The organism is Pseudomonas sp. RC4D1 (genome assembly GCF_018390395.1).
In the GTDB taxonomy this organism is placed as follows: Bacteria; Pseudomonadota; Gammaproteobacteria; order Pseudomonadales; family Pseudomonadaceae; genus Aquipseudomonas; species Aquipseudomonas danubii.
This window is the reverse complement of sequence record NZ_JAHBAW010000001.1, coordinates 2,004,534-2,030,187: the sequence shown is the minus strand read 5'-3', so window position 1 is coordinate 2,030,187 and position 25,654 is coordinate 2,004,534. Positions and strand designations below refer to the sequence as shown.

Annotated in this window: 19 protein-coding genes; all 19 read right to left on the bottom strand. The window is 62.7% G+C overall.

The features are described from left to right. Window positions 1-223: 223 nt before the first annotated feature. Window positions 224-1,276, bottom strand: a complete 1,053-nt coding sequence (gene pseI, locus KHO49_RS09245; protein ID WP_110595153.1) for a pseudaminic acid synthase — start codon at window positions 1,274-1,276, stop codon at window positions 224-226. Further along, the gene (gene pseG / locus KHO49_RS09240; RefSeq protein ID WP_110652168.1) at window positions 1,269-2,774 is read right to left on the bottom strand and encodes a UDP-2,4-diacetamido-2,4,6-trideoxy-beta-L-altropyranose hydrolase; all 1,506 of its coding nucleotides are present in this window, start codon (window positions 2,772-2,774) and stop codon (window positions 1,269-1,271) included. Before pseG ends, pseI begins: the two co-directional genes overlap by 8 nt. Continuing rightward, window positions 2,771-3,478: a pseudaminic acid cytidylyltransferase gene (gene pseF, locus KHO49_RS09235; RefSeq protein ID WP_102864038.1), complete on the bottom strand. Its 708-nt coding sequence runs from the start codon at window positions 3,476-3,478 to the stop codon at window positions 2,771-2,773. Before pseF ends, pseG begins: the two co-directional genes overlap by 4 nt. Further along, a complete protein-coding gene (gene pseC, locus KHO49_RS09230) occupies window positions 3,475-4,647 on the bottom strand; it encodes a UDP-4-amino-4,6-dideoxy-N-acetyl-beta-L-altrosamine transaminase (protein WP_102878850.1) in 1,173 nt (390 codons plus the stop codon). Before pseC ends, pseF begins: the two co-directional genes overlap by 4 nt. After that, on the bottom strand, window positions 4,644-5,645 hold the full coding sequence (pseB, locus tag KHO49_RS09225) for a UDP-N-acetylglucosamine 4,6-dehydratase (inverting) (protein WP_102878849.1): 1,002 nt from the start codon (window positions 5,643-5,645) through the stop codon (window positions 4,644-4,646). The genes pseC and pseB overlap by 4 nt, the downstream gene beginning before the upstream one ends. A 10-nt stretch (window positions 5,646-5,655) precedes the next feature. Further along, on the bottom strand, window positions 5,656-8,589 hold the full coding sequence (locus tag KHO49_RS09220; RefSeq protein WP_213664926.1) for a TIGR00180 family glycosyltransferase: 2,934 nt from the start codon (window positions 8,587-8,589) through the stop codon (window positions 5,656-5,658). Between the two features lie 51 nt (window positions 8,590-8,640). Further along, on the bottom strand, window positions 8,641-9,378 hold the full coding sequence (locus KHO49_RS09215) for a cephalosporin hydroxylase family protein (protein WP_102878847.1): 738 nt from the start codon (window positions 9,376-9,378) through the stop codon (window positions 8,641-8,643). A 20-nt stretch (window positions 9,379-9,398) separates the two neighbouring features. After that, the gene (locus KHO49_RS09210; RefSeq protein ID WP_110595148.1) at window positions 9,399-10,469 is read right to left on the bottom strand and encodes a class I SAM-dependent methyltransferase; all 1,071 of its coding nucleotides are present in this window, start codon (window positions 10,467-10,469) and stop codon (window positions 9,399-9,401) included. Next, window positions 10,459-11,316, bottom strand: a complete 858-nt coding sequence (locus KHO49_RS09205; protein WP_110595248.1) for an NAD-dependent epimerase/dehydratase family protein — start codon at window positions 11,314-11,316, stop codon at window positions 10,459-10,461. Before KHO49_RS09205 ends, KHO49_RS09210 begins: the two co-directional genes overlap by 11 nt. A gap of 5 nt (window positions 11,317-11,321) precedes the next feature. Beyond that, window positions 11,322-12,548 (bottom strand): class I SAM-dependent methyltransferase, encoded by a 1,227-nt coding sequence (locus tag KHO49_RS09200; protein WP_213664925.1) that lies wholly within the window; start codon window positions 12,546-12,548, stop codon window positions 11,322-11,324. Then, window positions 12,545-13,105 carry a dTDP-4-dehydrorhamnose 3,5-epimerase family protein gene (locus tag KHO49_RS09195; protein WP_102864045.1) on the bottom strand — a complete coding sequence of 187 codons (561 nt, stop codon included), beginning with the start codon at window positions 13,103-13,105 and terminating at the stop codon, window positions 12,545-12,547. Before KHO49_RS09195 ends, KHO49_RS09200 begins: the two co-directional genes overlap by 4 nt. Further along, window positions 13,102-14,184 carry a CDP-glucose 4,6-dehydratase gene (gene rfbG, locus KHO49_RS09190; protein ID WP_102864046.1) on the bottom strand — a complete coding sequence of 361 codons (1,083 nt, stop codon included), beginning with the start codon at window positions 14,182-14,184 and terminating at the stop codon, window positions 13,102-13,104. The genes KHO49_RS09195 and rfbG overlap by 4 nt, the downstream gene beginning before the upstream one ends. Beyond that, a complete protein-coding gene (gene rfbF / locus KHO49_RS09185) occupies window positions 14,166-14,939 on the bottom strand; it encodes a glucose-1-phosphate cytidylyltransferase (RefSeq protein WP_102864047.1) in 774 nt (257 codons plus the stop codon). Before rfbF ends, rfbG begins: the two co-directional genes overlap by 19 nt. Window positions 14,940-15,209: 270 nt before the next feature. Beyond that, complete coding sequence (locus KHO49_RS09180) at window positions 15,210-18,782, bottom strand: glycosyltransferase (RefSeq protein WP_213664924.1); 3,573 nt, start codon at window positions 18,780-18,782, stop codon at window positions 15,210-15,212. Between the two features lie 121 nt (window positions 18,783-18,903). Then, window positions 18,904-20,472, bottom strand: a complete 1,569-nt coding sequence (locus KHO49_RS09175; protein WP_102878842.1) for a flagellar hook-associated protein 3 — start codon at window positions 20,470-20,472, stop codon at window positions 18,904-18,906. 13 nt (window positions 20,473-20,485) lie between these two features. After that, window positions 20,486-22,537 carry a flagellar hook-associated protein FlgK gene (gene flgK / locus KHO49_RS09170; RefSeq protein ID WP_110595145.1) on the bottom strand — a complete coding sequence of 684 codons (2,052 nt, stop codon included), beginning with the start codon at window positions 22,535-22,537 and terminating at the stop codon, window positions 20,486-20,488. A 10-nt stretch (window positions 22,538-22,547) separates the two neighbouring features. Continuing rightward, complete coding sequence (flgJ, locus tag KHO49_RS09165) at window positions 22,548-23,813, bottom strand: flagellar assembly peptidoglycan hydrolase FlgJ (protein WP_102878840.1); 1,266 nt, start codon at window positions 23,811-23,813, stop codon at window positions 22,548-22,550. Between the two features lie 10 nt (window positions 23,814-23,823). Continuing rightward, window positions 23,824-24,933, bottom strand: coding sequence for a flagellar basal body P-ring protein FlgI (locus KHO49_RS09160; protein ID WP_016963126.1), 1,110 nt, complete (start codon window positions 24,931-24,933; stop codon window positions 23,824-23,826). A gap of 15 nt (window positions 24,934-24,948) precedes the next feature. Next, a complete protein-coding gene (gene flgH, locus KHO49_RS09155) occupies window positions 24,949-25,644 on the bottom strand; it encodes a flagellar basal body L-ring protein FlgH (RefSeq protein ID WP_102864052.1) in 696 nt (231 codons plus the stop codon). Window positions 25,645-25,654 lie beyond the last annotated feature (10 nt).

Here is a 25,654-nt window from a genome sequence, read left to right as displayed (position 1 = left end):
CCCAATAATAAACAGCTCAATACCCCCGCTCAGTCACTGAGCAGGGGCTGCCGAAAGAAACACAGATACTTGCGCCGAACACAACGGCATCGGGAAGAACCAAGGGCTATCACGGGTCCTGTCACGCAGGGCTGGCGCCATCTTCCCGGGCAATACAATACAGTGAAGATGCACGTTATGACTCACAGGTCACGCTATTTTGCCGAATCAGCCACACAAAGACCTATTCGATGAGCGCCCAGTCCAGTGCCGTGCCGCGCTTGAGGGCCTGACGCGCACGACGGCCGAGCAGCGCATCGTAGTGCTTGGGAGCCAGCCCCAGCCCGGGACGGATTGCCCGCACGTTGTCGGCACTGAACAGCTCCCCGGCCTGCATGTCCCGAGTGACATACAACGACCGACGGTACATCAGCGACTTGCTCTCGGCCTGAGTAGCGCCATAGCGCACTTGCCCCATGGCCTGCCAGGCCCGCTCGGTTTCCACCACCAGGCTGGCCAACTCCCCTGGCTCCAGGGAAAAACTGGCGTCGACCCCACCGGCCGAACGGTCCAGGGTGAAGTGCTTTTCGATCACCGTGGCGCCCAGGGCCACAGCAGCCACCGAGACCCCAACCCCCATGCTGTGATCGGACAAGCCCACCTCACAGCCGAACAGTTCCCGCAGATGAGGAATAGTCAGCAGGTTGCTGTTGGCCGGCGAAGCCGGATAGGTGCTGGTGCACTTGAGCAATACCAGATCCCGGCAGCCGGCCTGCCTGGCGGCCTGCACGCTTTCGTCCAGCTCGGCGATGCTGGCCATGCCGGTGGAAATGATCAGCGGCTTGCCGGTGGCGGCGACCCGGCGAATCAGCGGCAGATCGGTATTTTCAAAACTGGCGATCTTGTAGGCCGGAACGTTGAGGCTCTCGAGAAAGTCCACCGCGCTCTCGTCGAACGGCGTGGAAAACGCCAGCATGCCCAACTCACGTGCCCGAGCGAAGATAGGCTCGTGCCACTCCCATGGCGTATGGGCACGCTGGTACAGGTCGTAAAGCGATGAACCGGCCCAAAGGCTGTCCGGGTCCTTGATGAAAAACTCCCCCTGATCCAGGTCCAGGGTCATGGTGTCGGCGGTATAGGTCTGCAACTTCAGGGCATGGGCACCGGCCCTGGCTGCGGCCTCGACAATCTGCAGGGCCACATCCAGCGACTGATTATGGTTGCCGCTCATCTCGGCGATGATCAACGGCGCCGCACCCGCGCCCACGCAGCGCGAGCCGATCTTGAAACTAGTCATCCAGATGTTCCTTCAACACACGGGTGAATTCGCAGGGCGCCTGGCAATAGCCGGCCCGGCGAAACAATGTCAGCGAAACCTGATTCTCTGCCAGCACCCTAGCCCCCAGACGCTGTACATCGGGCCAATGGCGCACCAGCCAAGCCTCGCCCTGCTCCAGCAGCGTCCGCCCCCAGCCCAAGCCCAGGTGCTCAGCAAACAGGTAGATGGACACATCCACCTGAACGCCTTGGCGGTCATAGCGCAGCACCCCCACGGCCCCCGCGGCTATTTCCGCTATCAGCAACCGCCGCTGCGGATCATTCACAGCGGCCTCCAGCCAGCGCACATGGTCCGGCCACTCAAGCGCCTCAGGCTGCTGGGACCAACGCCTGACAGGCTCAGCATTGCGCCCGTCGAACAGTAGCCGGGCATCCTCCAAAGTCGCCGGACGCAAGCGCAGTACCGCAGTGAACAACGCCGCCGCCACTCGCTGCACGCCCCGACCATCCACCAGCTCGCGGGCCCGGCGAGACAGGCTATGCCGCAGCCCCGGATTGCCCAGCAACAGGCTTAGGGCCTGGCGCACCTGCTCCACGCTGACCTGCTCACAGGCCCCCAGGTACAAGTGGGCACCCGCCTCGGCCAGCAACCGGGCATTGGCCTCCTGGTTAGCGGCCACAGTGATGCACAGCGTAGGCACGCCCAATACCGCCCGCTCCCAGCTGGTACCGCCTCCCGCGCCCAGGCACAGGTCGGCCTCGGCCAACAGCCCGGCAAAATCCTTCACATAGCTGTGCAGTCGCCAGTGCGGCCGTTCGGCAGCCAGGGCCTGCATGGCCTGCCAGTCCGGGTTGCCGCTGCCGGCGACGAAGTCCACCTGCAGATCGTGAAAATCCAGCAGTGCCAACATGGCCTTGTGGGTCTGACCGGCGGCATCGAAGCCGCCGAAGTTCACCAGCAAGCGCCGCGCCTGTGGCCGGATCGATATCGGTGGACGGCGGAACTCTTCGCGCAGCAAAGCGTAGTGCGGGCCGAACAGGGTCCGGCACGACGCATCGTGCAATCCGGAATAAGCCTGGGCACTGCCGCTGAAATTCTGGTCCAGCAACAGGTCCACGGCATGCTTGCGGTTGGCCAGATCATCGATCGCTGCAATCCTCGGCGCCCATTGGCGAGCGGCGCTCTGCCATTGATGATCAAGGCCGTAATGATCCACCAGCACCCAGTCGAAGGCCGGCTGAGAGGCCAATGCCAGCTGCAGCGCGGCAATGTCCGCCTGCCAGGGCAAAGGCGCCTCGATCCCCAGCTCTGGATGCTCGCCGACGTAGCACTCCGGCAATTCAAAGGCCTGGAAGCCCTCGGCCCGCAGCGCCTCCAGGCGATGGCCGGGCAGACGCCGACAGGCGAACGCCACATCAGCACCCTGACGGCGCAGTTCCTGGGCCAGGGTCAGGCAGCGGGCCACGTGGCCGCTGCCGATGGCCGGCGACGCGTCGGCGCGGATCAGCACCCTCACTCCAGCTCTCCTGCGGCCTTCAGCGCGGCATACAGGTATTCAGCTCGCTGCCAGTCCTCTTCGGTATCGATGTCCTGCACCAGATGACGGGGCAGGATCACCGGCAGGCTGCGGGGCGAGAACAGCACCTCCCCCTCCAGCCAGGCCTGGCTCCTGCCCCAGTAGAACTGCCCGGCATCCTGATAGGCCGGTGGCAGATCCTGGGAACGGCTCTGGCGAAATTCCGGGTACAGGGCATTGAGCGCCCCTTGCTCATCGAGAGTCAGCGCCCGCTGCACGGGAAAGCCGAAGCTGCACACCGAGAAGGCGAACGCCTTGTCCGGGTGCTGCACCAGTGTCTCCAGCCCCTGGCGCAGATAACGCACCTGCAGCAAGGGCGCGGTGGCGTAGATGCAACACGCGTACTCAAACACTTGCCCCTGCTCCTGCAACGCCTGCAGGGCATGGACAATCACCGCTGCCGTGCCGGTGAAGTCATCTGCCAGGGACTGTGGCCGAATAAACGGCACCTCGGCGCCACAGGCGAGCGCCAGTTCGGCGATCTCTGGATCGTCGGTGCTGACCACCACTCGCTGGAACAATCCGCAACTCAAGGCCTTGTCGATGGAGCGAGCGAGCATCGGCACCCCATCAAAGGCCCTGAGGTTCTTGCGCGCGATACGCTTGCTGCCGCCTCGGGCAGGAATGATGGCGATTGCGCTCACGATATTGACGGCTCCTGAATCCAGCGTCGCACCTGCTGGACAACATAGTCCTGCTCGCTGTCACTCAACCCGGGATAAATCGGCAGGCTGATGGCTTCTGCGTAATAGTGCTCAGCCTCGGGAAAGTCCCCCTGGGCGAAGCCCAATGCCTGGTAATAGGGCTGCAGGTGCACCGGAATGTAATGCAGGTTGACCCCGATTCCCGCCTCACGCAGCCCCTCGAAGACCTGCCGATGGGAGCGCTGCAATCCGTCGAGCTGCAAGCGCACCACATACAGGTGCCAGGCCGACTGCGCATCAGCCTGAGCCTTGGGCAGCGTCAACGGCAAGTCCTGCAGCAGCTGCTGGTATCGGGCTGCCAGGTACTGGCGTCGCTGTACAAAGCCATCCAGTTTTTTCAACTGTGACAAGCCCAGCGCCGCCTGAAGATCGGTCATTCGATAGTTGAAGCCCAGCTCCACTTGCTGGTAATACCAGGGACCATGGCTGGCCTCACTCATCTGTTGCGGATCACGGGTCATGCCGTGGCTACGCAAGCGCCGTAAACGATCCGCCAACTCAGGACGATTGGTCAGAACCATCCCTCCCTCGGCACTGGTAATGATCTTCACCGGATGAAAGCTGAACACGGTCATGGCGGCAAACTCGCCGCACCCGACGGGCCGGCCGGCATAGCGCGCACCCACCGCGTGAGAGGCGTCCTCGATCACGGTGAAGGCATAACGCTCGGCCAGTTCCGCCAACTGGCGCATGTCACAGCTCTGTCCGGAAAAAGCCACCGCCACCACCACCTTGGGCAGGCGCCCCATGGCCTGGGCAACCTGCAGCTTGCCAGCCAAGGCCTCGACATCAAGATTCCAGGTCTGCGGATCGATATCGACAAAATCCACATCCGCGCCGCAATAACGCCCGCAGTTGGCCGAAGCCAGAAAAGTGTTGGGGCTGGTCCACAGCCAATCGCCTGGCCCCAGACCGGCCGCCAGGCAAGCAATGTGCAAGGCCGCCGTGGCATTGCAGACGGCCACCCCAAAGGCTGCTTCGCAACGGGCCGCCACGGCCTGCTCAAAGGCATCTATGGTGGGCCCCTGAGTCAGCCAGTCGGACTGCAAGACGGCCAGAACCGCATCAATATCCGCCTGATCCACGCTCTGGCGGCCGTACGGAATCATGCCGAAATCCCGTCATGCAACTCGGCAATCTGCCCCACCGAGAGAAAGTGCGGATTGGTATCGGAGCGGTACTCGAAATCCTCGGCGACCGAAACGCCCCGCTCCCCGACCCCATCAACGGCAAAATCGACATTGACACTGGTGAAGCGAATGGACGGTTGAATCGTGTAGTGATCGGCAAACTCCAGGGTCATGCGCGCATCATCCAGAGGCACCATCAACTCATGGAGCTTCTCCCCAGGACGGATGCCCACCTGTTTCTGCGGCAGATGAGAGGCCATGCCCGACGCCAGGTCGACAATGCGAATCGAGGGAATCTTGGGCACGAAGATCTCACCGCCATGCATACGGGCAAAGCTGTCCAGAACAAACTGCACGCCGTGATCCAGCGTGATCCAGAACCGCGTCATGCGCTCATCGGTGATCGGCAGTTCCCTGGCGCCCTCGGCAATCAGCTTGCTGAAGAACGGCACGACCGAACCACGGGAGCCGGCGACATTGCCGTAGCGCACCACGGCAAACCGGGTTGGCTGCTCACCGGCAATATTGTTCGCCGCCACAAACAGCTTGTCCGACAGCAGTTTGGTGGCGCCGTACAGGTTGATCGGGCTCGCTGCCTTGTCGGTGGACAAGGCCACGACCTTCTTCACCCCGTTGTCGATGGCCGCGGCAATGATGTTCTCCGCACCATTGACGTTGGTACGAATGCATTCCGTGGGGTTGTACTCGGCAGCCGGCACCTGCTTCAGGGCGGCAGCATGGATCACATAGTCGATGCCGCGCATGGCTTGGCGCAAACGCTCGGCATCACGCACATCGCCGAGAAAATAACGCATGCAAGGGGCATTGAAGGTTTGCTGCATTTCATACTGTTTGAGTTCGTCACGGGAAAACACCACCACCCGCTTGGGCTGATACTGCTCCAGCAGACGACGAATGAAATTGCGCCCGAACGAACCGGTGCCACCGGAAATGAAAATCGACTTGCCGTTGAACATGACTGAATCCTTATCCGAGCAACTGGGCCCAGTTGACCGCACTGGCAGCACCCAGGGCAAAACCCTTGCCGCTCAACGCCAGGTTCTGGTTATAGGCAATATCCTGGGCAAAGCGTGCCGCCCATTTGTCTTGCAGGGCCGCGGCCGCCTGTGGGTGTTGCGGCAACGTCCCCGGATGCTGCACCTGGGCCTGGGGCGTCAGTACCGTGAGGTAACCGGCATCGGCCACTTTCAGGCACAGGTCGACATCGGCGAAAGCCTGGTCGAAATGCTCTTCATCCAGCCCGCCCACCGCCTCGAACAGCGCTTTGCCGATCATCAGACAGGCACCGGACACCGCTGAATAATTCTTCTCCACCCACAGGCTATTCATGTAGCCCGCAGCCTCCTTGGTCTCACCGGCGAAGGCCGCACCCAGGTGGCCGTCGAACCCCAGGATCAGCCCGGCCTGGGTGGTCACGCCGTTTTCGTTCACCAGCTTGGCGCCAACAATCCCGACTTCCGGGCGTTGAGCCTGGTTGAGCAAGCTCTCGATCCAGTTGGCGTTGACCACCTCGGCATCGGCCGCAAGCAGCACCAGGTACTCGCCCCGAGCTTCCCGGCACGCCATGTTGAACAAGGCCGAAGCGCTCAGGCGTTGGCCACTGCGCAACACACGAATGCGCTCGCCGCGGCCTTCCAGGCTGGTCAGCCAGCTGTCGAGCTCGACACTCTGGTTGTGGTTTTCGGCGATCAGCACTTCATAGCGCTGGTAGCGGGTGCGCTGCAGCACGCTGACCAGGCAACGTTGCAACTCGGCGAAATTGTCCTGGCTGGGCAGGATGATCGATACCAACGGCCGCTCGGCGTGCTGATACTCGATCTGGTAGGTACCCGGCTGCGCCGAACCGACCTGAGCGCGATAGCCTCGTGCGGCCAGGTGCCGGGTCAGCACCTGCCGCTCTTCGGCGTCAGCCTCGTCCCCCGGAGCCTGACAAATCAGCAAGGGCTCGGCCAGGTGGGCCAGACCGGCCAGGCCGCCGTCCTGGATCAGGCGCAGCAGCAGGTCCAACTCCAGCGCCTGCTTGAGCTCACGGGAGAAACCACCAGCCTGCAGCACCGTCTCGCGGTCCAGCAGCCAATGTCGGGCCATCAGCGCCGGTGTGCCTTGCAATTGATCGAGGTTGACCCCGGGGCGGAACACCGAAGTCAAAGTGGCATCGGCACGGCGCTGGATCTCGTCCATGGCCACGGCACGAATGCCTTCGGCGCCGAGCAATTCCAGGCTCGCCCGCAGCAGGCCGCTGGCGGTGAACTGATCACCGGCCTCGGCCAACAGCACCCAGTCGGCACGGGACTGGGCCATGGCCTGATTGATGCGCTCGACGTAGTTGTTTTCCGTGACCTTGACGAAATGCAAGGTGTCCTGGGCCGTGGTGGTGGCCGGCAGCTCGCCCGTGGTGAACACCACCAGTTTAAACGCCTTGTAATGACCGGCCAGCAGGCTGTCGAGCGTGGCCTGCAACTTGACCAGGTCAGCGTCCAGATCCAGCAGCAGGATCTGCACTTGCGGGCCACCGGCATGGCGGGCCAGGTGCGCAGCGATGGCACTCAACTGTGCCGGCTCCGGAGCACGGGCCTCGAGCCATTTGAGCAAGCGTCCCGACTCGGTCGCGTTGAACAGCGCACGGCTGTCCGACTCCGGTACCGACGCCAGGCGCTCGGCCCAGGCCTGCAGCTTGCGCGCCTCCTCGGGCTCGTCGCTGTCTTGCATCGACTCGGCCAGGCGCTTGACCACCTCGCGGTTGAACAGGTTCAGGGTCAGCGCTTCCCACAACCGGGCGCGCAGGCTCTCTGGTGTGTCGTTGGGATGAACCCGCATCAACTCTTCCTGACGCAGCAACACACCCTCCAGCTCTTTGAGCTGCAGACGCCCGGTGGGCATGGCATGCATGAGGAATTCCAACTCGGTCAGCAGATCGAACATCGGCTGGTTGTAGAACGGCATCTCGACAAACTGCTCGGGACCGAAGGAGCGTACCGGCTCGGCCCCGACCTCGACCCAGGCCGAACGGAAGATCGCCGTGCCCTTGAGGGAACGGCCGCTGAGCAGGCAGTCGGCCATGGCGGTGAAACTGTCCAGGGCGATCTGCTTCACCTGCTCGGGGTCCCGACCACTGAAACCGGTGGGCAGCGAGGCGAGGAACTCGGCGAACGCCTCACGCTGGGCCACCGATTGCGCGTCCTTGTAGGTCAGCACCGTCAGCACATTGGTGTTGTGCTCCGAGGCCCCGTAGTTGGCCTCACGCACGGCAAACGGAATCGGCAGGATCCGCGCCTTGGCACAGGCCAGCAGGAAGAAGGAGTGACCGATTTCCTGCCATTCGAAACTCACCCCCGGCGGCAGCAGCTCATACCACTGGCGCAGCAGGTCGGTGCGGGTTACCGCATAGAACGGCGGCAGGAAATGCCCCATGAAGTTCATCACCCGATCCTGGGCATCATGGGAGTCATAGTCCTCCATGACCCGGCGATCACGGCGGTAGTAATTGGTTTCCGAAGCCCGGGCCAGATACATCATCCCGTAGCCATGGCACAGCCCGTAGTCGGGATGGGCCTCAAGAAACTCCAGGGAGCTGGTCAGCGCATCATGAAGAAGAAAATCGTCATCGGCAGCGAACGCCATGTAAGGCGTGGTCACCAGGCTCATGCCGTAGGTCAGCTTGTCCTGCAGGCCCTTGTAGCTGAACTGCGGCAGATGCCGGTAGTCGACCTGGGGATAGAGCTGCGCCAGGGACTCATCCGCCTCCAGCGACGAATCCAGTACCAGGATCGAGCACGGATAGGTGCTGTAATACTGCAAGGTGCGCCGCATGAACGCTTTGCGGTTGTGGGACAACAGCACAAGGGTGAAACGCTCACTCAGGGGTGCTTTGTCATTCATTGCTTTGTCTCCAACCCACATAGGTACTTCCCCACAACCGGCCAAACGCCTTGAACCTGCAACCATTGATAGTTAACGAACCCGACGCAGGTAACCGTCCGGCGCCACGGTGATCAGCAGCTTGTTCTGCATCTGGTAGTCGATCTCGAAATCGCGGTTCTCCTCCAGATAGGCCCAGACCGCGGTTTTCGGGTTGTCACCCGGGCCCCACGGACGATCCGGGAAGAAGCTTTCCGGCATGTCCTCGACCACGGTGTCCATGACCACGCAGTAGCTGTCCACCGACACCAGCGGCGCATACAGACGCAGCTCTTCGAGCACGTGCTCGTGGGTATGGTTGGAGTCCAGGACCAGAATCACCTTCTTGCCGGCGGCGGCGGCCCGAACCTGCTCGGCGATGGCCGGGTCGATGCTCGAACCTTCGATCATGCGGATCCGCTTGCTCATCGGATGCTGCTCGATGGCTTCGCGGTTGTGCGGACGGATATCCAGGTCGATGCCCAGCACTTCGCCATGGCCCTGCAACTCCAGCAGCGAGGCGTAGTAGATGATCGAGCCGCCGTGGGCGATACCGCATTCGATCACCAGGTCCGGCTTGACCTGCCAGATGATCTCCTGCATTGCCATCATGTCCTGGGGCAGCTGGATGATCGGCCGGCCCATCCAGGAAAAGTGATAGCTGTACTTGTGGGTCGCGGACTCGTTGAAAAAGTCACGGGCCAGGCCCTTGAGTTTCTCATCCTGGCCCTGGGCGCTGATCTGCGCCTGGCATTCTTGTTCAAAGGCTTGAATGACGTTGTGCTCGGTCATGTTCGGTTCTCAATGGCAAATTAGCTGAACGAAGCGCTGTCGACGGCGTGATAGACATAACGGCCGTCGGTCATGCGCTTGATTTCTTCGAGGTAGTTGGAATTCATCACGAACAGGTTGGCGCCTGCCGGCAGTGCCTCCATGGCTTCTTGTGGCGATGACACACGCATGCCACTGAGCGGCAGGTACCGGCCCTGTTTGGCCGGGTTGATATCGACGACCTGATCCACCGCCACGCCGGCGCGTTGCAGGAACAGCGAATAGATCACGCCCTTGGACGACGCGCCCCAGATCCCGGCAGCGGTGTGCGGCGCCGAGCCGATGATGCGTTTGGCGCACTCGATGCTGGCGGTGAAATCCGCCGGCATCTGCAAGGGCTGGATCGGCGCCGGCAACGACGACGTCAAGCTGCCCAGGTCCGCCACCACATATAGGTACTGGCCGCCGAACAGGTGCCCGGCCTCGTGCACGGTGCCGAACATGCGCTGCAGGTCCTCGAGGCGGAAGTAGTTGACGTGCTCATAGAACACGTCGAACCAGGCGCGATGCTCGAGAATCCAGTCGAAACACGGCACTTCGATATAGATCTGCCCGCCCTGGTTGGCATCGGCAATCTCTGCCAGAAAGGCCAGCGGATCAGCAATATGCTCCAGCACATGACGCAGCACGATGGCCTCGGCAGCCAGCCCCAGGCCACGGGTGAAAGGCGCCTTGATCACCTCGGGGTTGGTCCCCTCGTAGGCCGGGTCGATGCCGGTGATGGCATAGCCCTCACTGCGCAGCAGTTCGAGGAAATAGCCCTTGCCGCAACCGACCTCGATCAGCTCGCGCCCCTTGAAGTGCCGGGCGATGATGCCCTCCACATCCATCAGGTGCTGCTGGAACTGCGCCGAATGGGCCTGTTCGTTCTGATAGTCGCTGTCGTAGCTGAGCTTGTCGGCATCGAAGGCCTGATTGAAGATCAGCCCGCTCTTGAGATCCTGCACCAGCACGATGTCCGCAGACGCCGAGGCCCGGGCACTCTGGGCATCGGCGAAGGTACGGTTCTGCAGCACCGGCAAGTCGGCGACCCGATACAACTCATGCGCCATGTTCGGCTCCTGTTATTTGCAGCAAGCGTTGGTTCAAGCCCCAGAACGCCATGGGTTCGTAGTCCGGGTATGGGTAATGCCCCAGGTTCAGGCGAATCGCCGAACCGCGCTGGGCGATGCGCTGCTCCACCAGGGAACGCACGGCTATCGGCCTGCCACTAGAGCAATTGACCACCCCGGAAAATTCTCGCTGCTCGAGCAGCGCCGCCAGGTAGCCGGTAGCCGCCTCGATGTCCAGGTAGTCCCGCAGTTGTTCGCCGCCGGACATATTGAAAACCTCGTCACCGGCATCGATCGCTCGGTCCAGTGCCGCCAGCAGGCTCTTGGGATTCTGTCCGGGGCCATGCAGGTAGAACAGCCGCGCCCACTGCAAGCTGAAGGGCAACTGCTGCTGCAGGGCCTGGAGGAACAGGTGCAGGCTGTGCTTGGCCAAGCCGTAGGGATTGCCTGGACGAGCCTCGGTCTGTTCTGTCAAAGGTCCACTCTGCATGCCGTACTCGAAGCAGGTGCCGGTGACCAGCACCTGGCTCACCCCCGCCTCGACCACCGCCTTGATAAAGCGATAGTCGGCCATCAGGTTGTGCTCCAGGTGAAACAGCGCCTGGTAGTTCGGCAATCCGGGCCAGGCCAGATGGGCCAAGGCATCGACCCCGTCCACCAGGGCCGCGACATCCAGCTGCGGGTCATGCACATCCAGCGCGCGAAACTCTACCGCGTCGAACCAGGGCATCTGCCGCGCCTTGTCCAGATCCCGGGCCAGCGCCCGGACCCGGCAACCCCGGGCCAGCAAGGCCGCGACCAGATGCCGGCCGACAAAGCCGGTGGCGCCGGTGACCAGCACCGTCATGCCCTTCACAGCAGCTTCAACTCAGGCACGGCAATCACGAAACGCCCGCCCCATTGCCGCACCTGGGCCAGTTGCTCGCTGACTTCGCCCAACAGGTTCCAGGGCAACACCAGCACATAGTCCGGCTGCTCCTGCTCGATGCGCTCGGGGGCCACCACCGGGATGCGACTGCCCGGCAGGAACTTACCCTGCTTGTGCGGGCTGGCGTCGGCGACCCAAGCCAGCAAGTCGGCCTTGACCCCCGCGTAGTTGAGCAAGGTATTGCCCTTGGCTGCCGCGCCGTAGCCCACCACGCGCTTGCCTTCGGCCTTGGCCTGGAGCAGAAAGCGCAGCAGCTCGTGCTTGATCCGTTCAGCGGCCGGCGCCAGGGTCTGGTAGTAATCGGGCGTGTTCACCCCTGCATGCTGTTCCAACAGCAACTGCTGCGCCACGCTGTCTTGCACCGGCCGGCGCGAGCCGTCGATGCGCTGCACGAAGACCCGCAGCGAACCGCCATGGGTGGCCAGGGTCTGGACGTCGAAGACTTCCAGGCCGTTGCGCTGGCACAGGCTCAGGACCGCGGTCAGCGACAGGTAGGAATAATGTTCGTGGTACAGGGTGTCGAACTGCTGCCCGGCCATCAGGGTCAGCAGCTGGGGAAACTCGAAAGTCGCCACGCCCGTCGGCTTGAGCAAAGTCGCGAAACCGCAGAGGAAATCGTTGATGTCCGGCACATGGGCCAGCACATTGTTGGCCGCCATCAGGTCGGCGGCCCAGCCCTCCTCCAGCAACTGCGCGGCAGTGCCACGGCCGAAGAACAGCTCGCGGATCTGCAACCCCTTGGCCCGCGCCGCCTGGGCGGTGCTGCGGGTCGGCTCGACCCCCAAGCAGGGAATGTCACGCTGGGCCACGTACTGCAGCAGGTAGCCGTCGTTGGCCGCCACTTCCACCACCCGGCTCCGGGCGTCCAGGCCGAAACGCTCGACCATCTGCGCCACGTAGTCTCGGGCATGCTGCAACCAGGTGCTGGAGAACGAACTGAAGTAGGCATAGTCGGCGTCGAACAGGTGGTCGGCGCGGGTGTAGTCCTCGGTCTGCACCAGCCAGCATTGCTGGCACACCTGGACCTTGAGCGGCACCCACTGCTCGGCCTGATCCAATTGCTCGGCCCGCAGGTAGGCGTTGGATGGCGGCGAGGTGCCCAGGTCGATCAGAGGCAGGCTCAGGCATGCGCCACAACCGCGGCAATTCATAGTCTCACTCCAGCGAAGGCAGCATCGAGCAAGGGGTGGCTGGCATCCCGGGTCGACAGATTATTGACAGGCAACGGCCAGTTGATCGCCAGTCGCGGGTCCAGCACCGACAACCCGGCCTCGTGCTCGGGGGCGTAGTCGGCGCTGTGCAGGTAGAGCAACTCGGCATCGTCGCTCAGGGCCTGGAAGCCATGGGCGAAACCCGCCGGCAGCAACAGGCTGCGCCCATCGCCGCCACGCAGGTGCTCGGCATGCCAATGCAAAAAGGTCGGCGACTCGGGGCGCAGGTCCACCGCCACATCCCAGACTTCGCCGCGCAAGCAACTGATGAGCTTGGCTTCGGGCCGGGCGGCGGTCTGATAGTGCAAGCCACGCACGCTGCCCTGTTCGCGGGTGCAGGAGTGGTTGATCTGGCGAATATGGAAGGGCTGGCCAAAGGCGCTCAGACTGCCTTCGCAGAACAGCCGGGAGAAATGCCCGCGCTGATCTTCGAAGCGTTTGTGGCGCACCTCGAACAACCCGGCCATTGGCAGAGCCAGGACCTGGAACTCGCTCACAGCGCCCCCCGGTACAGGTTCAACTGCCCAAGGGTCACGGCACGCATGTCCGCGCCGCTCTTCCAGGCCAGGTGCCAGTCCAGGGTCTGCGCCAGGCACTGTTGCAGCGTCCAGCGAGGTTTCCAGCCCAACAGCTGGCGCGCACGACTGCTGTCCAGACGCAGCAGGCCGGCTTCGTGCAGCTCACTGGGTTCGATTCGCAGGCCCGGGGCCTCGGGCCATTGCCGGGCCAGCAACTCCACCACTTCACCGACGCTGCACATGTCCTGTTCACCGGGCCCGAAGTTCCAGGCACCGGCGTATTGCGGGCCGTTCACGTACAGGCCGGCTGCCAGTTGCAGGTAACCGGCCAGGGGCTCCAGGGCGTGCTGCCAGGGGCGTACCGCCTGGGGATAACGCAAGGTCACCGGCTCGTCGGCCGACCAGGCCTTGAGCACGTCGGGAATCAACCGCTCGGGGGCGAAATCGCCACCGCCCAGCACGTTGCCGGCCCGGGCCGTGGCCAGGGCCAGGCCGTGCTCGGCATAACGCTCGGCAGCAAAGAAGGATGAGGCATAGGACTGGGCCAGCAACTCGCAACAAGCCTTGCTGCTGCTGTAGGGATCATGGCCGCCCAGGGCTTCGTTTTCCCGATAGGGCCACAGCCATTCCTGATTGGCGTAGACCTTGTCAGTGGTCACCAGGACGCAGGCACGGACCCCACCGACCTGACGGATCGCTTCCAACAGGTTGAGGGTGCCCATGACGTTGCTTGAGTAGGTCCCCAGCGGATCACGGTAAGCCTCGCGCACCAGGGGCTGGGCCGCCAGGTGCAGGACGATTTCCGGCTGCACCTGGGCGATCAGCTCCAGCAGGCTGCCCAGGTCTCGCAGGTCGCCACGATGATCGTCGACACCTTCGGCCACCCGGGCCAGTTCGAACAGGCTCGGCTCGGTCCCCGGGTCCAGGGCGAATCCGCTGACCTGGGCCCCCAGGCTTTGCAGCCACAGGCTCAGCCAACTGCCCTTGAAGCCGGTATGGCCGGTCAGCAGGACCCGCTTGCCACGCCAGAACTCCTGGCTCAGTCCCATTGCTTCCACGGGGCCTCCCCGCTTTGCCAGAGCTGCTCCAGATGATTCTTGTCCCGCAGGGTATCCATGGACTGCCAGAATCCCGAATGCTCGTAGGCGCTCAGTTGCTGATCCTTGGCCAACTGGATCAGCGGCTCGGCCTCCCAGGTGGTGCTGTCGCCATCGATGTAGGACAGCACCTTGGGCGACAACACGAAGAACCCGCCGTTGATCCAGCCACCGTCGCCACGAGGTTTCTCGGTGAAGCCCAGGACCTGGTCGCCATCGCGATCCAGGGCGCCATAGCGGCCCGGAGGCTGCACGGCCGTGACCGTGGCCAGCTTGCCGTGGGACCTGTGGAAATCCACCAATGCACCGATATCCAGATCGGATACGCCATCGCCATAGGTGAAGCAGAAAGCCTCGTCTTCCTGCAGATAACGTCCGGCCCGGCGCAAGCGTCCGCCGGTCATGGTTTCCTCTCCAGTGTCGATCAGCGTCACGCTCCACGGCTCGCTGTAATTCTGATGCACGTCCATGCGGTTGTTGCGCATGTCGAAGGTCACATCCGAAGTGTGCAGGAAGTAGTTGGCGAAGAAGTCCTTGATCGCGTAGCCCTTGTAGCCCAGGCAAATCACGAAGTCATGAATCCCGTGGGCGGAATACTGCTTCATGATGTGCCAAAGAATTGGCTTGCCACCGATCTCGATCATGGGCTTGGGCTTGAGGTGGGACTCTTCGCTGATTCGCGTACCCAGTCCACCTGCCAGAATTACTGCCTTCATCGCTGTCCTCTTGCTCTTCGTGGGCCAGCCCAGCCCTTTCAGGACTGGCACGGCGCCAGATGCAGATCATTCATCGCAACCAAAGGGGGCCTTGCACTGCGCCGCAGTGAAGGATTTATGGCGATTTGCCGAGGACTTGCAGGAAGTGCGCCAATTGCGTGCGCGGCGCCCGCAGGCGCCGCAGAAGACAGCGAGAGCAACCACCCGAACGGAGGATTGCCCCACATCCCGGCTAACGACGATGGCAATCGCCGGCCCGGGGGAGGACGATCAGTCCGCCAACCATCCCCACAGCCAGTGCCGCAGGTTGTCGTCGCGCAGCATGAAGTCGCGATGCACCGCTTCTCGCAGCTCATCCCCCATGCGGTAACTGGCTGCCGGGTCGGACAGGTGCATGCGGATCGCCTGCAACCATTCCTCGGTACTGTTGCTGCGGACCTTGGTGCAAGGCAGGAAACCGCGATAGGCCTCGGTGTCGGTGCAGATCACCGGGTAACCGCAGGCACCGTATTCCAGGAGCCGCAGGTTGCTCTTGCAGTCGTTGAAGATATGAAACTCCAGCGGCGCCAGCGCCAGATCCAGGTTCAGGCTGGCCAGCTTGAACGGATAGCTCTGCAGGCTGGTGAGCGAGTGAAATTCGTGTACGTAAGGACGCAGGTCGTCAGGGCACATGCCAAAGAATACCCACTCGACCTCGTTCGCCAGCTCGCGCACCACCTCGGCGATGATCTCCAGGTCGCCGGTATGGCTGGTGCCACCGCCCCAACCCACCCGCGGCTTGCTGGAGGTACCACGACGACTGGTCAAACTGGCCCAGGGGTCCAGCGCCAGCATGTTGGGCACCACGCGAATGTCGCTGTGCATGCTCGACAGGGCATCGGCCAGGGGCTGGGTGGTCACCACCACGCGATCACACAAGCCGATGCCTTCGCGCAGCATCTGCTCGGTGTTCACCGGCTTGTTCCGAGCGTGGGTGTTCTTCTTCGGCGCACTGACGATGTAGTCGTCGAGCTCGAAGACCCGCAGGGCGCTGGAGTATTTTTTCATCCGCAGAATGTCACTGGCCGCCCCTTCGCTGTAGCGGCACTGCAGGATGATGGTATCCGGCGACAGGCGCTCGATGTCCGCCGTGGACGGCGACTCGTAGGCCACCCGGGCAATCACCCGCCCCGCTTCTTCCAACGCCGTCAGGGGACCGGTCACCCGGTAATGCCCGACCGCGGAACTGTTGACCGGCAAGCCGAGGATCAAGGGCAAGGCGCGACTGCAGAACGGATTCCAGTTGTTGCGCAAGGAAGGCTCCAGACTGAAGCTGGAGTAGCCCAGGCTCAGGGCCGGGTTATAGGCCGGATCGCGAGCGATCTTCGCCATCCACTGCTGGTAGAAGCGCTCCTGCTCGGCCTCGCGGGCCAGCTGCCGCTCGCTGTCATCACCGGCAGGCGACGCTGGCCGCAGCATCAGGGTAGCGTGAGGCGTCCAGACCACCAGATAGCCGTTGCGGTCGACCCGCAGGCACAGGTCGGTCGCACCCAATTCGTCGGCGAACGCCTGCGCATCCAAGCCGCCCAGGCTGTCGAAGACCTCCTTGCGTACCATCAGGCAATCGCCACTGACCGCACTCCAGTTCTGTACCACTTGCAGCCGTTGCATGTAGCCCCGGGCGTCCATGGCTTCGCCGACAAAGGGCGAACTCGCAGGCCCGGCCATGCCCAGCACCTGGCCGGCATGGAGAATGGAGCCATCGGTGGCCAGAATCCGCGCCCCCACCACGCCCACCTCCGGACGCTGGGCCTGATTGAGCAACTCATCCAGCCAGTCGCCGCTGCAGATCAGCGCCCCCGGATTGAGCAGCAACAGGTAGTCGCCACGCGCCAGGCTCGCCGCACTGTTGATCAGCGCAGCCTGGCTGTGCGGACCGACATAAGGCAGAACCCGCAGCATCGCACCACCCAGCTGGGCCATGGCCGCCAGCCAGTCGGCCATGGCCGGGTCGCGACTGCCGGCATCCACCAGCACAATTTCGTAGTGGTTGTAGGCCGTCTGCTCGATCAGGCTTTCAACGCAGCGCTGCAGGGTCGCCAGGGAGTCACCGCACGGCAGGATGATCGACACCAGCGGCCGGCTGCCATGCAGGTAATCGATGCGATTGAGCAGGGGCAGGTCATCGTGAACAATCCGGTGTTCCACACCGATCCGCTGCAGATGCGCGGCCACCAGCCCTTCACTGGCCTCGATCACCTGGGGGCGGGACAACCACTGGGCGAAGCTGAACTCGGACTCCAGCTGGATATCGGCAATGTGCTCGATGGTCCGGGGCCCCGCCGCCTCCACCATCCGCCATAGAAGATCATGGGGCGCCAGTTCGCCATGGCGCGGATCGAACCCGCCTTCGGCCATGAAGCGCTCGCGGGAAAAAGCCAGGGCACGACCGACATAGGGATAGGAGCGCATCAGGTCGAGGTTGAAGTCAGGCTTGAACACCGGCTCCGACGACTCACCCTCTACCAGCGCGCCTTCATCACTGTAGGCGCAGAGCATGGCCGGGGTATTGGCGATGCGCTCGGCAAGGATCAACAGTGCCGACTCCTGCAGGCGATCACCGGCCTGCAGCAGATAGAACCAGTCGCAACCTTCCAACTGCGGCACCAGCTCATTGAGCTGCTGCACCCAGTCGCCTCGCAGAGGCTGGTGCAGAACCCGGTCACGCACCTGCTCCTCGCCCACCGACAACACCAGCACCGCGGCAGGCGCGAACAGCTGGCCGTCAATGCTGTCCAGAGTCCGGGCAAGCGCTTCGCCATCGCCCTCGAAGTCAAGGACCACCGGCACCAACTGCACCCGCCGCGGCCAGCTGTCGATGCGCTGAGGCATCAGCCGCTGCTCCACCGCCGAGAACTTGCGTACCGACAGCCACTCTCGATAGAAATCCTCGTAACTGATGCTCTCGCCACCCACCCGGCCATCGACCACGGTACTGCGGTTGCCCAGCACCCGGGTCACGCACAGCTCCTGCCAGTTGCGCGGCTGCTCGGCCTCCTGAGCCATATCGACATACCGCACCCAGCCTGCCGCCGGCGCCAACTCGCCACTGCGGGCGGCCAGCATCTGCACCAGCCACTCCCACTCACTGCGTGCCTGCTTGAGCATTTCCGGGGTAGCGCTCAGGCGCCCCGGGTACAGGCGTTCGCAACTGAGCACCGTCACCAGCGCCGCGAGATTGCCACGGCGCATCAGGCAGATGAACAGGGCGAAATCCAGCAGCGCGACAAAACCCGCGCCCTCCTGGATCAATGCCGGCAGCAGCTCCAGCACATCGGCACGACGCATCAGCGCCGAGCTGAAGTTGCCGAGAAAATTGCGCGGCGTGCTCTCGAAGATCGCCAGCATATCCTCGCCCTTGAGCACGGCATCGTTGTAGGTAAAGCGGCAGTTGTCGACTCGCGGCGGCAGGATGAAATTCCCAGCGTCACTGAATACCCGTAGCGCACACACCAGATTGACATCCGGATTGTCGATCAGCACCGGCGCCTGCAGTGCGATGCTGGGTGCAAACAGCCGATCGTCGTCACACAACACCTTGATCAGCTCGCCACGCGCCTCTTCAACACAGCGCAGAACGTTCTTCTGCAGCCCAAGGCGTTGCGGGTTGCGCAGGTACCGCACAGGGTGCGCAGGCTCGGCCACGGCTTCAACGATACGCTGGATCTGATCGTCGGCACTGTCGTCGCAAATGACGATTTCCAGGGGCTGGTAGGTTTGGGCCAAGGCACTGTCGAGGGCCTGGCTGAAGAAGCGCGGGTTGAAGGCGGGGATAACGATACTGACTAGAGGGGCTTGGTTCACGGTTGCAAACTCTCGAGCGGCGAGCCCTGGCCAGAAAGACCAAGGCTGCAGAACCGCTTAAAAAAGACGGCTGACGACTCGACGGTCATGGCGTTCGAGCCGCAGCTCGAACGCCATGTTCTCAGACCTTGTTGAACAGGCCGAGCTGAGTGATCTTGCTGAAGGCCAACTGCGAGGCCTGCAACATGGTCTGCTGCAGGGTCAGGCGGGTCATGACTTCGGCCGGATCGGAATCACTGATGGCAGAACGGGTGGTGACGTTGGCTGCCGCCAGACTTTCGTTGATTTCGTTCTGGGTGGCCAAAGCCGAACCACGACCACCGATGGAGCTGATGCCGATGGACAGCTGATCGACACCACTGGCCAGGTTGGCCATGCCCGACGCGAGGTCGGCCAACTGCTTCTGGGTTGCCAGGACGTCACCGTCAGTGGGTGTGCTCAACGCGTTTTTCAACTGACTCACGGTGTCCAGGATGTTCTGGGTTTCGTGGGTGTTAACCGCCACGCTGAACTGATCGTTGGCGGCCGGCGAAGGAGCGCCAGTCAGGGTGAAGCTCACGCCTGCCGCAGTGGCGATATTGCCCGGCCCTACCACACCCGAAGACACCGGTTTGCTGTCTGCCGTCAGCGGCGCGGCATACAGATCGAAGTTGGTGGCGCTGGTGAACTTGAGCACGGCAGAGCCACTCGGGAACGTCGAGTTGTAGGCCACCGGATCAGTCACGCTGGCGGCCGAGACCTGAGTCATGCTCGGGTTGCCCGGAGAACGTGCAACGTTGAAGGTGTCCGGCTTCGACGCCAATGTAAAACTGTGCCCCGGCAACACCGCGCCAGCGACATCGCCGGACTTGAGATTGATGTTCAGGTTCAGATCGACACCACGGAAACTCACGGTCTGATTCGGCGAAGTACCGATCACGCCACCCTTGCTGGCCTCGGCCGTCACATCGTTGCCGCTGCCATCGAGGATCTGCAACTGGGTACCGCTGACGAACGACACGGTATAAGGCTCGCCACCGCGGAACTGGCTGTTGTAGGTGCCGCTGTTGGTCATCTGGCCATTGGACAGGGAAACCCGCCCATCATCCACCACCGGCGAGGTCATGGTGACCTGGCTACGACTGGTGTTGAGCGCCTGCTGGAACACATCCCAACCGGTGCTGTTGGCAGCCATCATCATGGTGTCGCCCACCGGCAGCTTCAGGCTGCTCTGGTCACCGTTGTAGCTGTAGGTGCCATCGGAGTTGCGGCTGAACGGCGGAACGTCGTCCTTGGAGCCGCCAAAGAGATACTTGCCGTTTTCGTCCTGAGAGTTCATCAGGCTCAGCAGCTGCTCTTCGATCTGCCCCAGCTCGGCAGCATTGGCCTGCCGGTCGGCATTGGTGTAACCGGCGCTGCCGGCGCCGACGGCCAGTTGCTTGGCCCGGTCCAGAACGTTGTTGATGCTGGTCATCACCGACTCGGCCTGGCCCAGGGAAGCCTTGATCGAGTTGCTGTTGGCCTTGTACTGATCAAGCAGGGAAGCCTGCTGACCCAGCTGCAGCAAACGGGCAGCGCCCACCGGATCGTCGGCGGCGGTCTTGACCCGGACCAGGCTGCTGGCCTCTTCGCCGCTCTTGATCGCGTTGGAGAAGTTCTTCTGATAGTTGGCAGCCGAAGTCTCGTAATACTGGGCGGTGGAAATGCGCATGGGCTACGACTCCTTAAAGGCTGTTGATCAGCGTGCTGAAGGTTTCCTGCGCAGCCTTGATGATCTGCGAAGACGCGGTGTAGTACTGCTGGAACTTGACCAGGTTGCCGGTCTCATCGTCCAGGTTGACCCCGGACAGCGAGTCACGGGCACCCTTGGCGTTGGCCAGGATGGAACCGTTGGCAGCACTGTCGAGCTTGGCCTGGCTGGCCTTGGCGCCGACGTTCTCGATCAGCTTGCCGTAGGCATCCACCAGGGTGATGCCCTTGCTCGCCGAACCGGTGTCCACGGTCTGCTTGGTCTGCAGACCCGACAGCGCCAGGCCGTTGCGGTTATCCGAAGAACCGGCGCCATTCACCGAAATGTTCATGTTGTCGCCAGCATTGGGCGAACCGGCAACGGTCATCTGCACCGTGAAGGTCTTGGTCACAGGTGGCGCGCCGCCGTCAGTGATCGGGTTGCCGCTGGCATCGAGCATCTTGATCTGCAGGTTCAGGACATTGCTCTGCCCTGGCACGATGGAGCCGCTGCCCATCTTGACGCCCTTGGCGTCAAAGTAATCGTAGGTCTGGCTGCCGCCGGACGCCGCATTGAACACCACCTTGACCGGGCCGGAGTTCTTCAGGGCGGTCTGCATTTCCAGCTTGCTGGCTGCATCGTAGTTGTTGATCGGCACCGCCAGGGACGGCTGCGCAGAGATGCTCAGGGAGCTCTTGACCCCGGCACCGATCTCGGCCTTCAGCGGCGCAGCCAGAGCCAGGCGCTTGGCGTCGGTCATTTCCGTCTGGATGGTGGCTGCGGCATTGCGGGTCGGGGTGATCTTGAAGCTGTCACCGGCGGCCACCGTACCATTGAGGTTCAGCGAAAAGCCGTCGATCACGGGTGCCGGGCTGGTCGTGGTGCTGAAGGTGCCCATGTCCTTGCCGTCGGAACGCTTGACGCTGTAATTCGTGGCGCTGCTGAAGGTCACGGTGTAGTCGCCGGTGCTCAGCTTGCCGGTGTCCTTGATGGTCACATCGAAGTTGCCCGAGCCCGCGCTGTTGGCGGCGCTGGCCATACTGCGCTGACTGATCATCCGCAGGCTGTTGATGTCGTTGAACAGGTTGCCGCCGAACTCACCGTTCTTGTCGATACCCTGGGCCATCTGGCTGTTCATCTGGTCGGCAACCACCAGGGCCACGCGCCCCAGTTCATTCATTGCTGGGTCCAGCACTTCACTGCGATAGCGCAACAGGCCACCAATCTCGCCACCGGTGGTGACGTTGGTGATGTCCACGGTGCTGGTGCCGCGATTGAGCTGCAGCATGGAGCGCGTCGGGTCGTTCTTGCCCTGCACCACTTCCAGAGTGTTGGCGGAGTTGCCCATCACCAGCGGCTGGCCACTGCCCAGGTACAAGTCGAGGCTGGAACCACGCTCCGACACCTGGACGCCGATAAAGGTCGAAAGCTGGCGCACGGTTTCGTTACGGGCATCCAACAGGTCGTTGGGCATGCCGTTGCCGTTGGTCGACAGTTCGGAAATCTTCTGGTTGAGCTGGGCGACGGTATTGGCCAGCTTGTTGACCTGGTCGGCCATGCTCGCCATGTTGCCGTTGATGTTGCTGTTCTGTTCGTTGAGCTGGCTGGACACCGAGTTGAAACGGTTGCTCAAGGCCTGGGTGTCGCTGAGCAGCAACTGCCGGGAAGCCTCATCGGTAGGCTTGGCGTTGAGGTTCTGCAGCGAGGCGAAGAATTTGGTCAGCGCGCCATTCATGCCAGTGCCGTTGTCCGACAGCAACTGGTCGACCGGGCTGATCTGGCCCTGGTAGGCCGCGACGTCACTGTTCAAGGACGTGGCGGTGCGCAACTGGGCATCGAGGAAGCTGTTGTACACCCGGCGTACGTCCGCCAGGGTGGTACCGGTGCCGATGAAGACATTGCCGAATTGAGCGGAGGCCTTGGTGCCCTGCACGGTCTGCTGGCGCGAGTACCCGGCGGTGTCGGCGTTGGCAATGTTGTTACCTGTAGTCACCAACGACGTTTGGCTGGCGGCCAGCCCCGACATCCCAATATTGAGCAAACTCATGATTCAGACCTTATAAATTCGTGGAAACGCCCGCCGCAGCGTAGCTCTCGTAGTTCTTCATCTGCTTGGCTATCTGCGAAATCTTGCTAGCGTAATCCGGGTCCGTTGCATACCCGGCTTTTTGCAACTCGCGAACAAACTGTTCTGGTTTATCGGCAACCTTCAGCACTTCTTGATAGCGATTATTGCTCTGCAACAAGGTCACCAGATCGTGGAAGCTGTCCTGGTAGGAATCATAGGAACGGAACGCCGCCGTCTCCTTGACCATCTGCCCATCGCGGAACTCGCTGGTGATCGCTCGGGCCTGAGCGCCCTGCCAACTTTTGTTGGCCTTGATGCCGAACAGGTTGTGACTGCTGCTGCCATCCTGCTGACGCATGACCGATTTACCCCAGCCGGTTTCCAGCGCGGCCTGGGCTACCAGATAACGCGGATCGATACCGATGCGCTGGGCCGCCTGCTGCGCCATCGGCAACATGGTGGCGACAAAATCATCTGCGGAACTGAAGGCGCGCTTGGCCGGCGCCAGCGGCGGCTGAGCCATGGCCCGGCCATACACGCGCATCTTGCCCTGGGACTCGGCGTAGCCCTGGTTGACCCGCCACTCGCCACGCAGCACCGCATCGGCGGCTGCGCTATTGCGGGTAGGCGCAACGTTCTGGGTAGAGGCGTCAGCAGTCGCACCGGCCGAAGGCACGATACCGGTCAACAGGCGATCGGTAAGCTTGCTCGGCAACGACAGGCGCCGTTGATTGAGCAACGCCATATCGTTATGCGACACCGTGCTGCGCAACGGGTCCTGGGCACGCGAGGCCCACATTGGACGCTGACCATTGACCCGGCTCAACGGACCATCCTGGGCGGTGGTACCGGCGGCAATCGGGGTCGGAGTCGCCACCGGCGCCGCGGCTGTCAAGGCCGTATGGGTCGCGCCCGGGTTGGCCGGTTTGTTCTTCATCATCTGGCGCATCAGCACATTGGCCAGGCCGATACCGCCACCCTCACGAGACAGGGATACCGCCAGCTGCTGGTCGTACATGTCCTGGTACTGCTTGGCGGCCGGGGTGTTGAGCGGGTTGTCCTGGGCAATGACATCGGTGGCCTTGCGCATGGACTTGAGCATTTCATTGAGGAACAGCGACTCGAACTCCTGCGCCACCTTGCGCACGTTGGCTTCGCCGTTCTTGTCGCCGACCTTGAGTTGCTGCAGGCGATTGAGGTCGGAGTAAGACCCGGAATCGCCGCTGCCAATCAGTCCGCTCTTACGAATATCCATGGCGCTCACCTCAAATCACGATCAGGTCGGCCTGCAAGGCGCCGGCCTGTTTCAAGGCTTCGAGGATCGCCATCAAGTCACCTGGCGCAGCCCCGACCTGATTCACCGCACGGACGATCTCATCCAGGGTGGTGCCCGGGCCGAACTTGAACATCGGCTTGGCTTCCTGCTGGGCGTTGACCCGCGAACGCGGCACCACAGCGGTCTGGCCATTGGACAGAGGGCCAGGCTGGCTGACGATCGGGTCTTCGGTAATGGTCACGGTCAGGCTGCCGTGGGTCACCGCCGCCGGCGACACCTTGACGTTCTGGCCAATGACGATGGTGCCGGTACGGGAGTTGATGATGACCTTCGCCACCGCCTGCCCCGGATCGACTTCCAGATTCTCCAGGATCGACAGGTAGTCCACGCGCTGGCTTGGGTCCAGAGGCGCGGTGACCCGGATCGAACCGCCATCAATGGCCTGGGCCACGCCCGGGCCGAGCATGTCGTTGATCTTGTCGACAATGCGCTTGGCGGTGGTGAAGTCCGAACGATTGAGGTTCAGGGTCAGGCTGTTGCCCTGATTGAAACCGCTGGGCACGGCGCGCTCCACCGAGGCACCACCAGGAATCCGTCCGGCAGATGGCACGTTGACGGTGATCTTCGAACCGTCACGCCCCTCGGCATCGAAACCGCCCACCACCAGGTTGCCCTGGGCAATGGCGTAGACGTTGCCGTCGATCCCCTTGAGCGGGGTCAGCAGCAAGGTGCCGCCACGCAGGCTCTTGGAGTTACCGATGGAGGACACGGTGATATCCACCTGCTGACCCGGCTTGGCGAATGCCGGCAGATCGGCGCTGACCGACACCGCCGCGACGTTCTTCAACTGCACGTTGCCGGAGCCGGCCGGCACCTTGATGCCAAACTGCGACAGCATGTTGTTGAACGTCTGCAGAGTGAACGGGGTCTGGGTCGTCTGGTCGCCGGTGCCGTTAAGCCCGACCACCAGGCCGTAACCGATCAATTGGTTGGAACGCACGCCGGAAATACTGGCAATGTCCTTCAACCGCTCGGCCTGGACACCAAGGGAAGTGGACAGCAACAACGCCGCCGCCATCAGGTGCTTGAAGTTGAACATGAGGCTTCTCATCACCTAGAAAGGGAACAGCGGACTGAGGAAGAAACGATCGAACCAGCCAGGCTGGTTAGCATCGGCAAACGAGCCGGTACCCGAATAGGTAATGCGGGCATCTGCCACCCGGGTCGAAGACACCGTGTTATCCGTGGCGATATCGTCCGCACGCACCAGGCCGGCAATGCGCACCAGCTCATCACCGGTATTGAGGGTCATCCACTTCTCGCCGCGCACCGCGATGATGCCGTTGGGCAGCACATCGGCCACGGTGACCGTGATCGAACCGGTCAGGCTGTTGCTCTGCGCGGCCTTGCTGTCGCCCTTGGTGGCGCGATTACCGCTGTAGCCGGCATTCAACGTCAGGTCGCCATCGCTCAACGGGTTGTTGACATTGGGCACAGCGCCAAACAGCGAGGTCAGGCCGATGCTGTTGGAGCTGGTCTTGTTCAGGGCCGAGTTGGCGCCCTTGCTGGCGCTGGTCCGCTCGTTCAGGGTGATGGTAATGATGTCACCCACCCGGAACGCCTTGCGGTCGCTGTACAGGTTCTGCTCAAAACCAGCCTGGTAGATCGAGCCATTGTTGGACGCCGAAGGCAGTGGCGTGCGCGGCAACACCGGGGCGTAATAAGGGTCATTGGGCTTGGGCGGCGGAGCAACACAGCCCGCGAGCACGGCACTCCCACTCAGCGCTAGAACACACATAAACCGATTCATGACCCTTCCT

Bases quoted from the DNA above. Each gene is read 5' to 3' on its own strand.
- KHO49_RS09160 (WP_016963126.1), bottom strand. From the start codon at position 24,933: ATGTTCAACTTCAAGCACCTGATGGCGGCGGCGTTGTTGCTGTCCACT.
- pseB (WP_102878849.1), bottom strand. From the start codon at position 5,645: ATGTTCAACGGCAAGTCGATTTTCATTTCCGGTGGCACCGGTTCGTTC.
- KHO49_RS09200 (WP_213664925.1), bottom strand. From the start codon at position 12,548: ATGAATTGCCGCGGTTGTGGCGCATGCCTGAGCCTGCCTCTGATCGAC.
- flgK (WP_110595145.1), bottom strand. From the start codon at position 22,537: ATGAGTTTGCTCAATATTGGGATGTCGGGGCTGGCCGCCAGCCAAACG.
- pseI (WP_110595153.1), bottom strand. From the start codon at position 1,276: ATGACTAGTTTCAAGATCGGCTCGCGCTGCGTGGGCGCGGGTGCGGCG.
- flgJ (WP_102878840.1), bottom strand. From the start codon at position 23,813: ATGGATATTCGTAAGAGCGGACTGATTGGCAGCGGCGATTCCGGGTCT.
- KHO49_RS09215 (WP_102878847.1), bottom strand. From the start codon at position 9,378: ATGACCGAGCACAACGTCATTCAAGCCTTTGAACAAGAATGCCAGGCG.
- flgH (WP_102864052.1), bottom strand. From the start codon at position 25,644: ATGAATCGGTTTATGTGTGTTCTAGCGCTGAGTGGGAGTGCCGTGCTC.
- KHO49_RS09175 (WP_102878842.1), bottom strand. From the start codon at position 20,472: ATGCGCATTTCCACCGCCCAGTATTACGAGACTTCGGCTGCCAACTAT.
- KHO49_RS09205 (WP_110595248.1), bottom strand. From the start codon at position 11,316: ATGACGGTGCTGGTCACCGGCGCCACCGGCTTTGTCGGCCGGCATCTG.
- rfbF (WP_102864047.1), bottom strand. From the start codon at position 14,939: ATGAAGGCAGTAATTCTGGCAGGTGGACTGGGTACGCGAATCAGCGAA.
- pseC (WP_102878850.1), bottom strand. From the start codon at position 4,647: ATGATTCCGTACGGCCGCCAGAGCGTGGATCAGGCGGATATTGATGCG.
- KHO49_RS09210 (WP_110595148.1), bottom strand. From the start codon at position 10,469: ATGGCGCATGAGTTGTATCGGGTCGCCGACTTGCCGGTGCTGCAGAAC.
- KHO49_RS09220 (WP_213664926.1), bottom strand. From the start codon at position 8,589: ATGTGGGTTGGAGACAAAGCAATGAATGACAAAGCACCCCTGAGTGAG.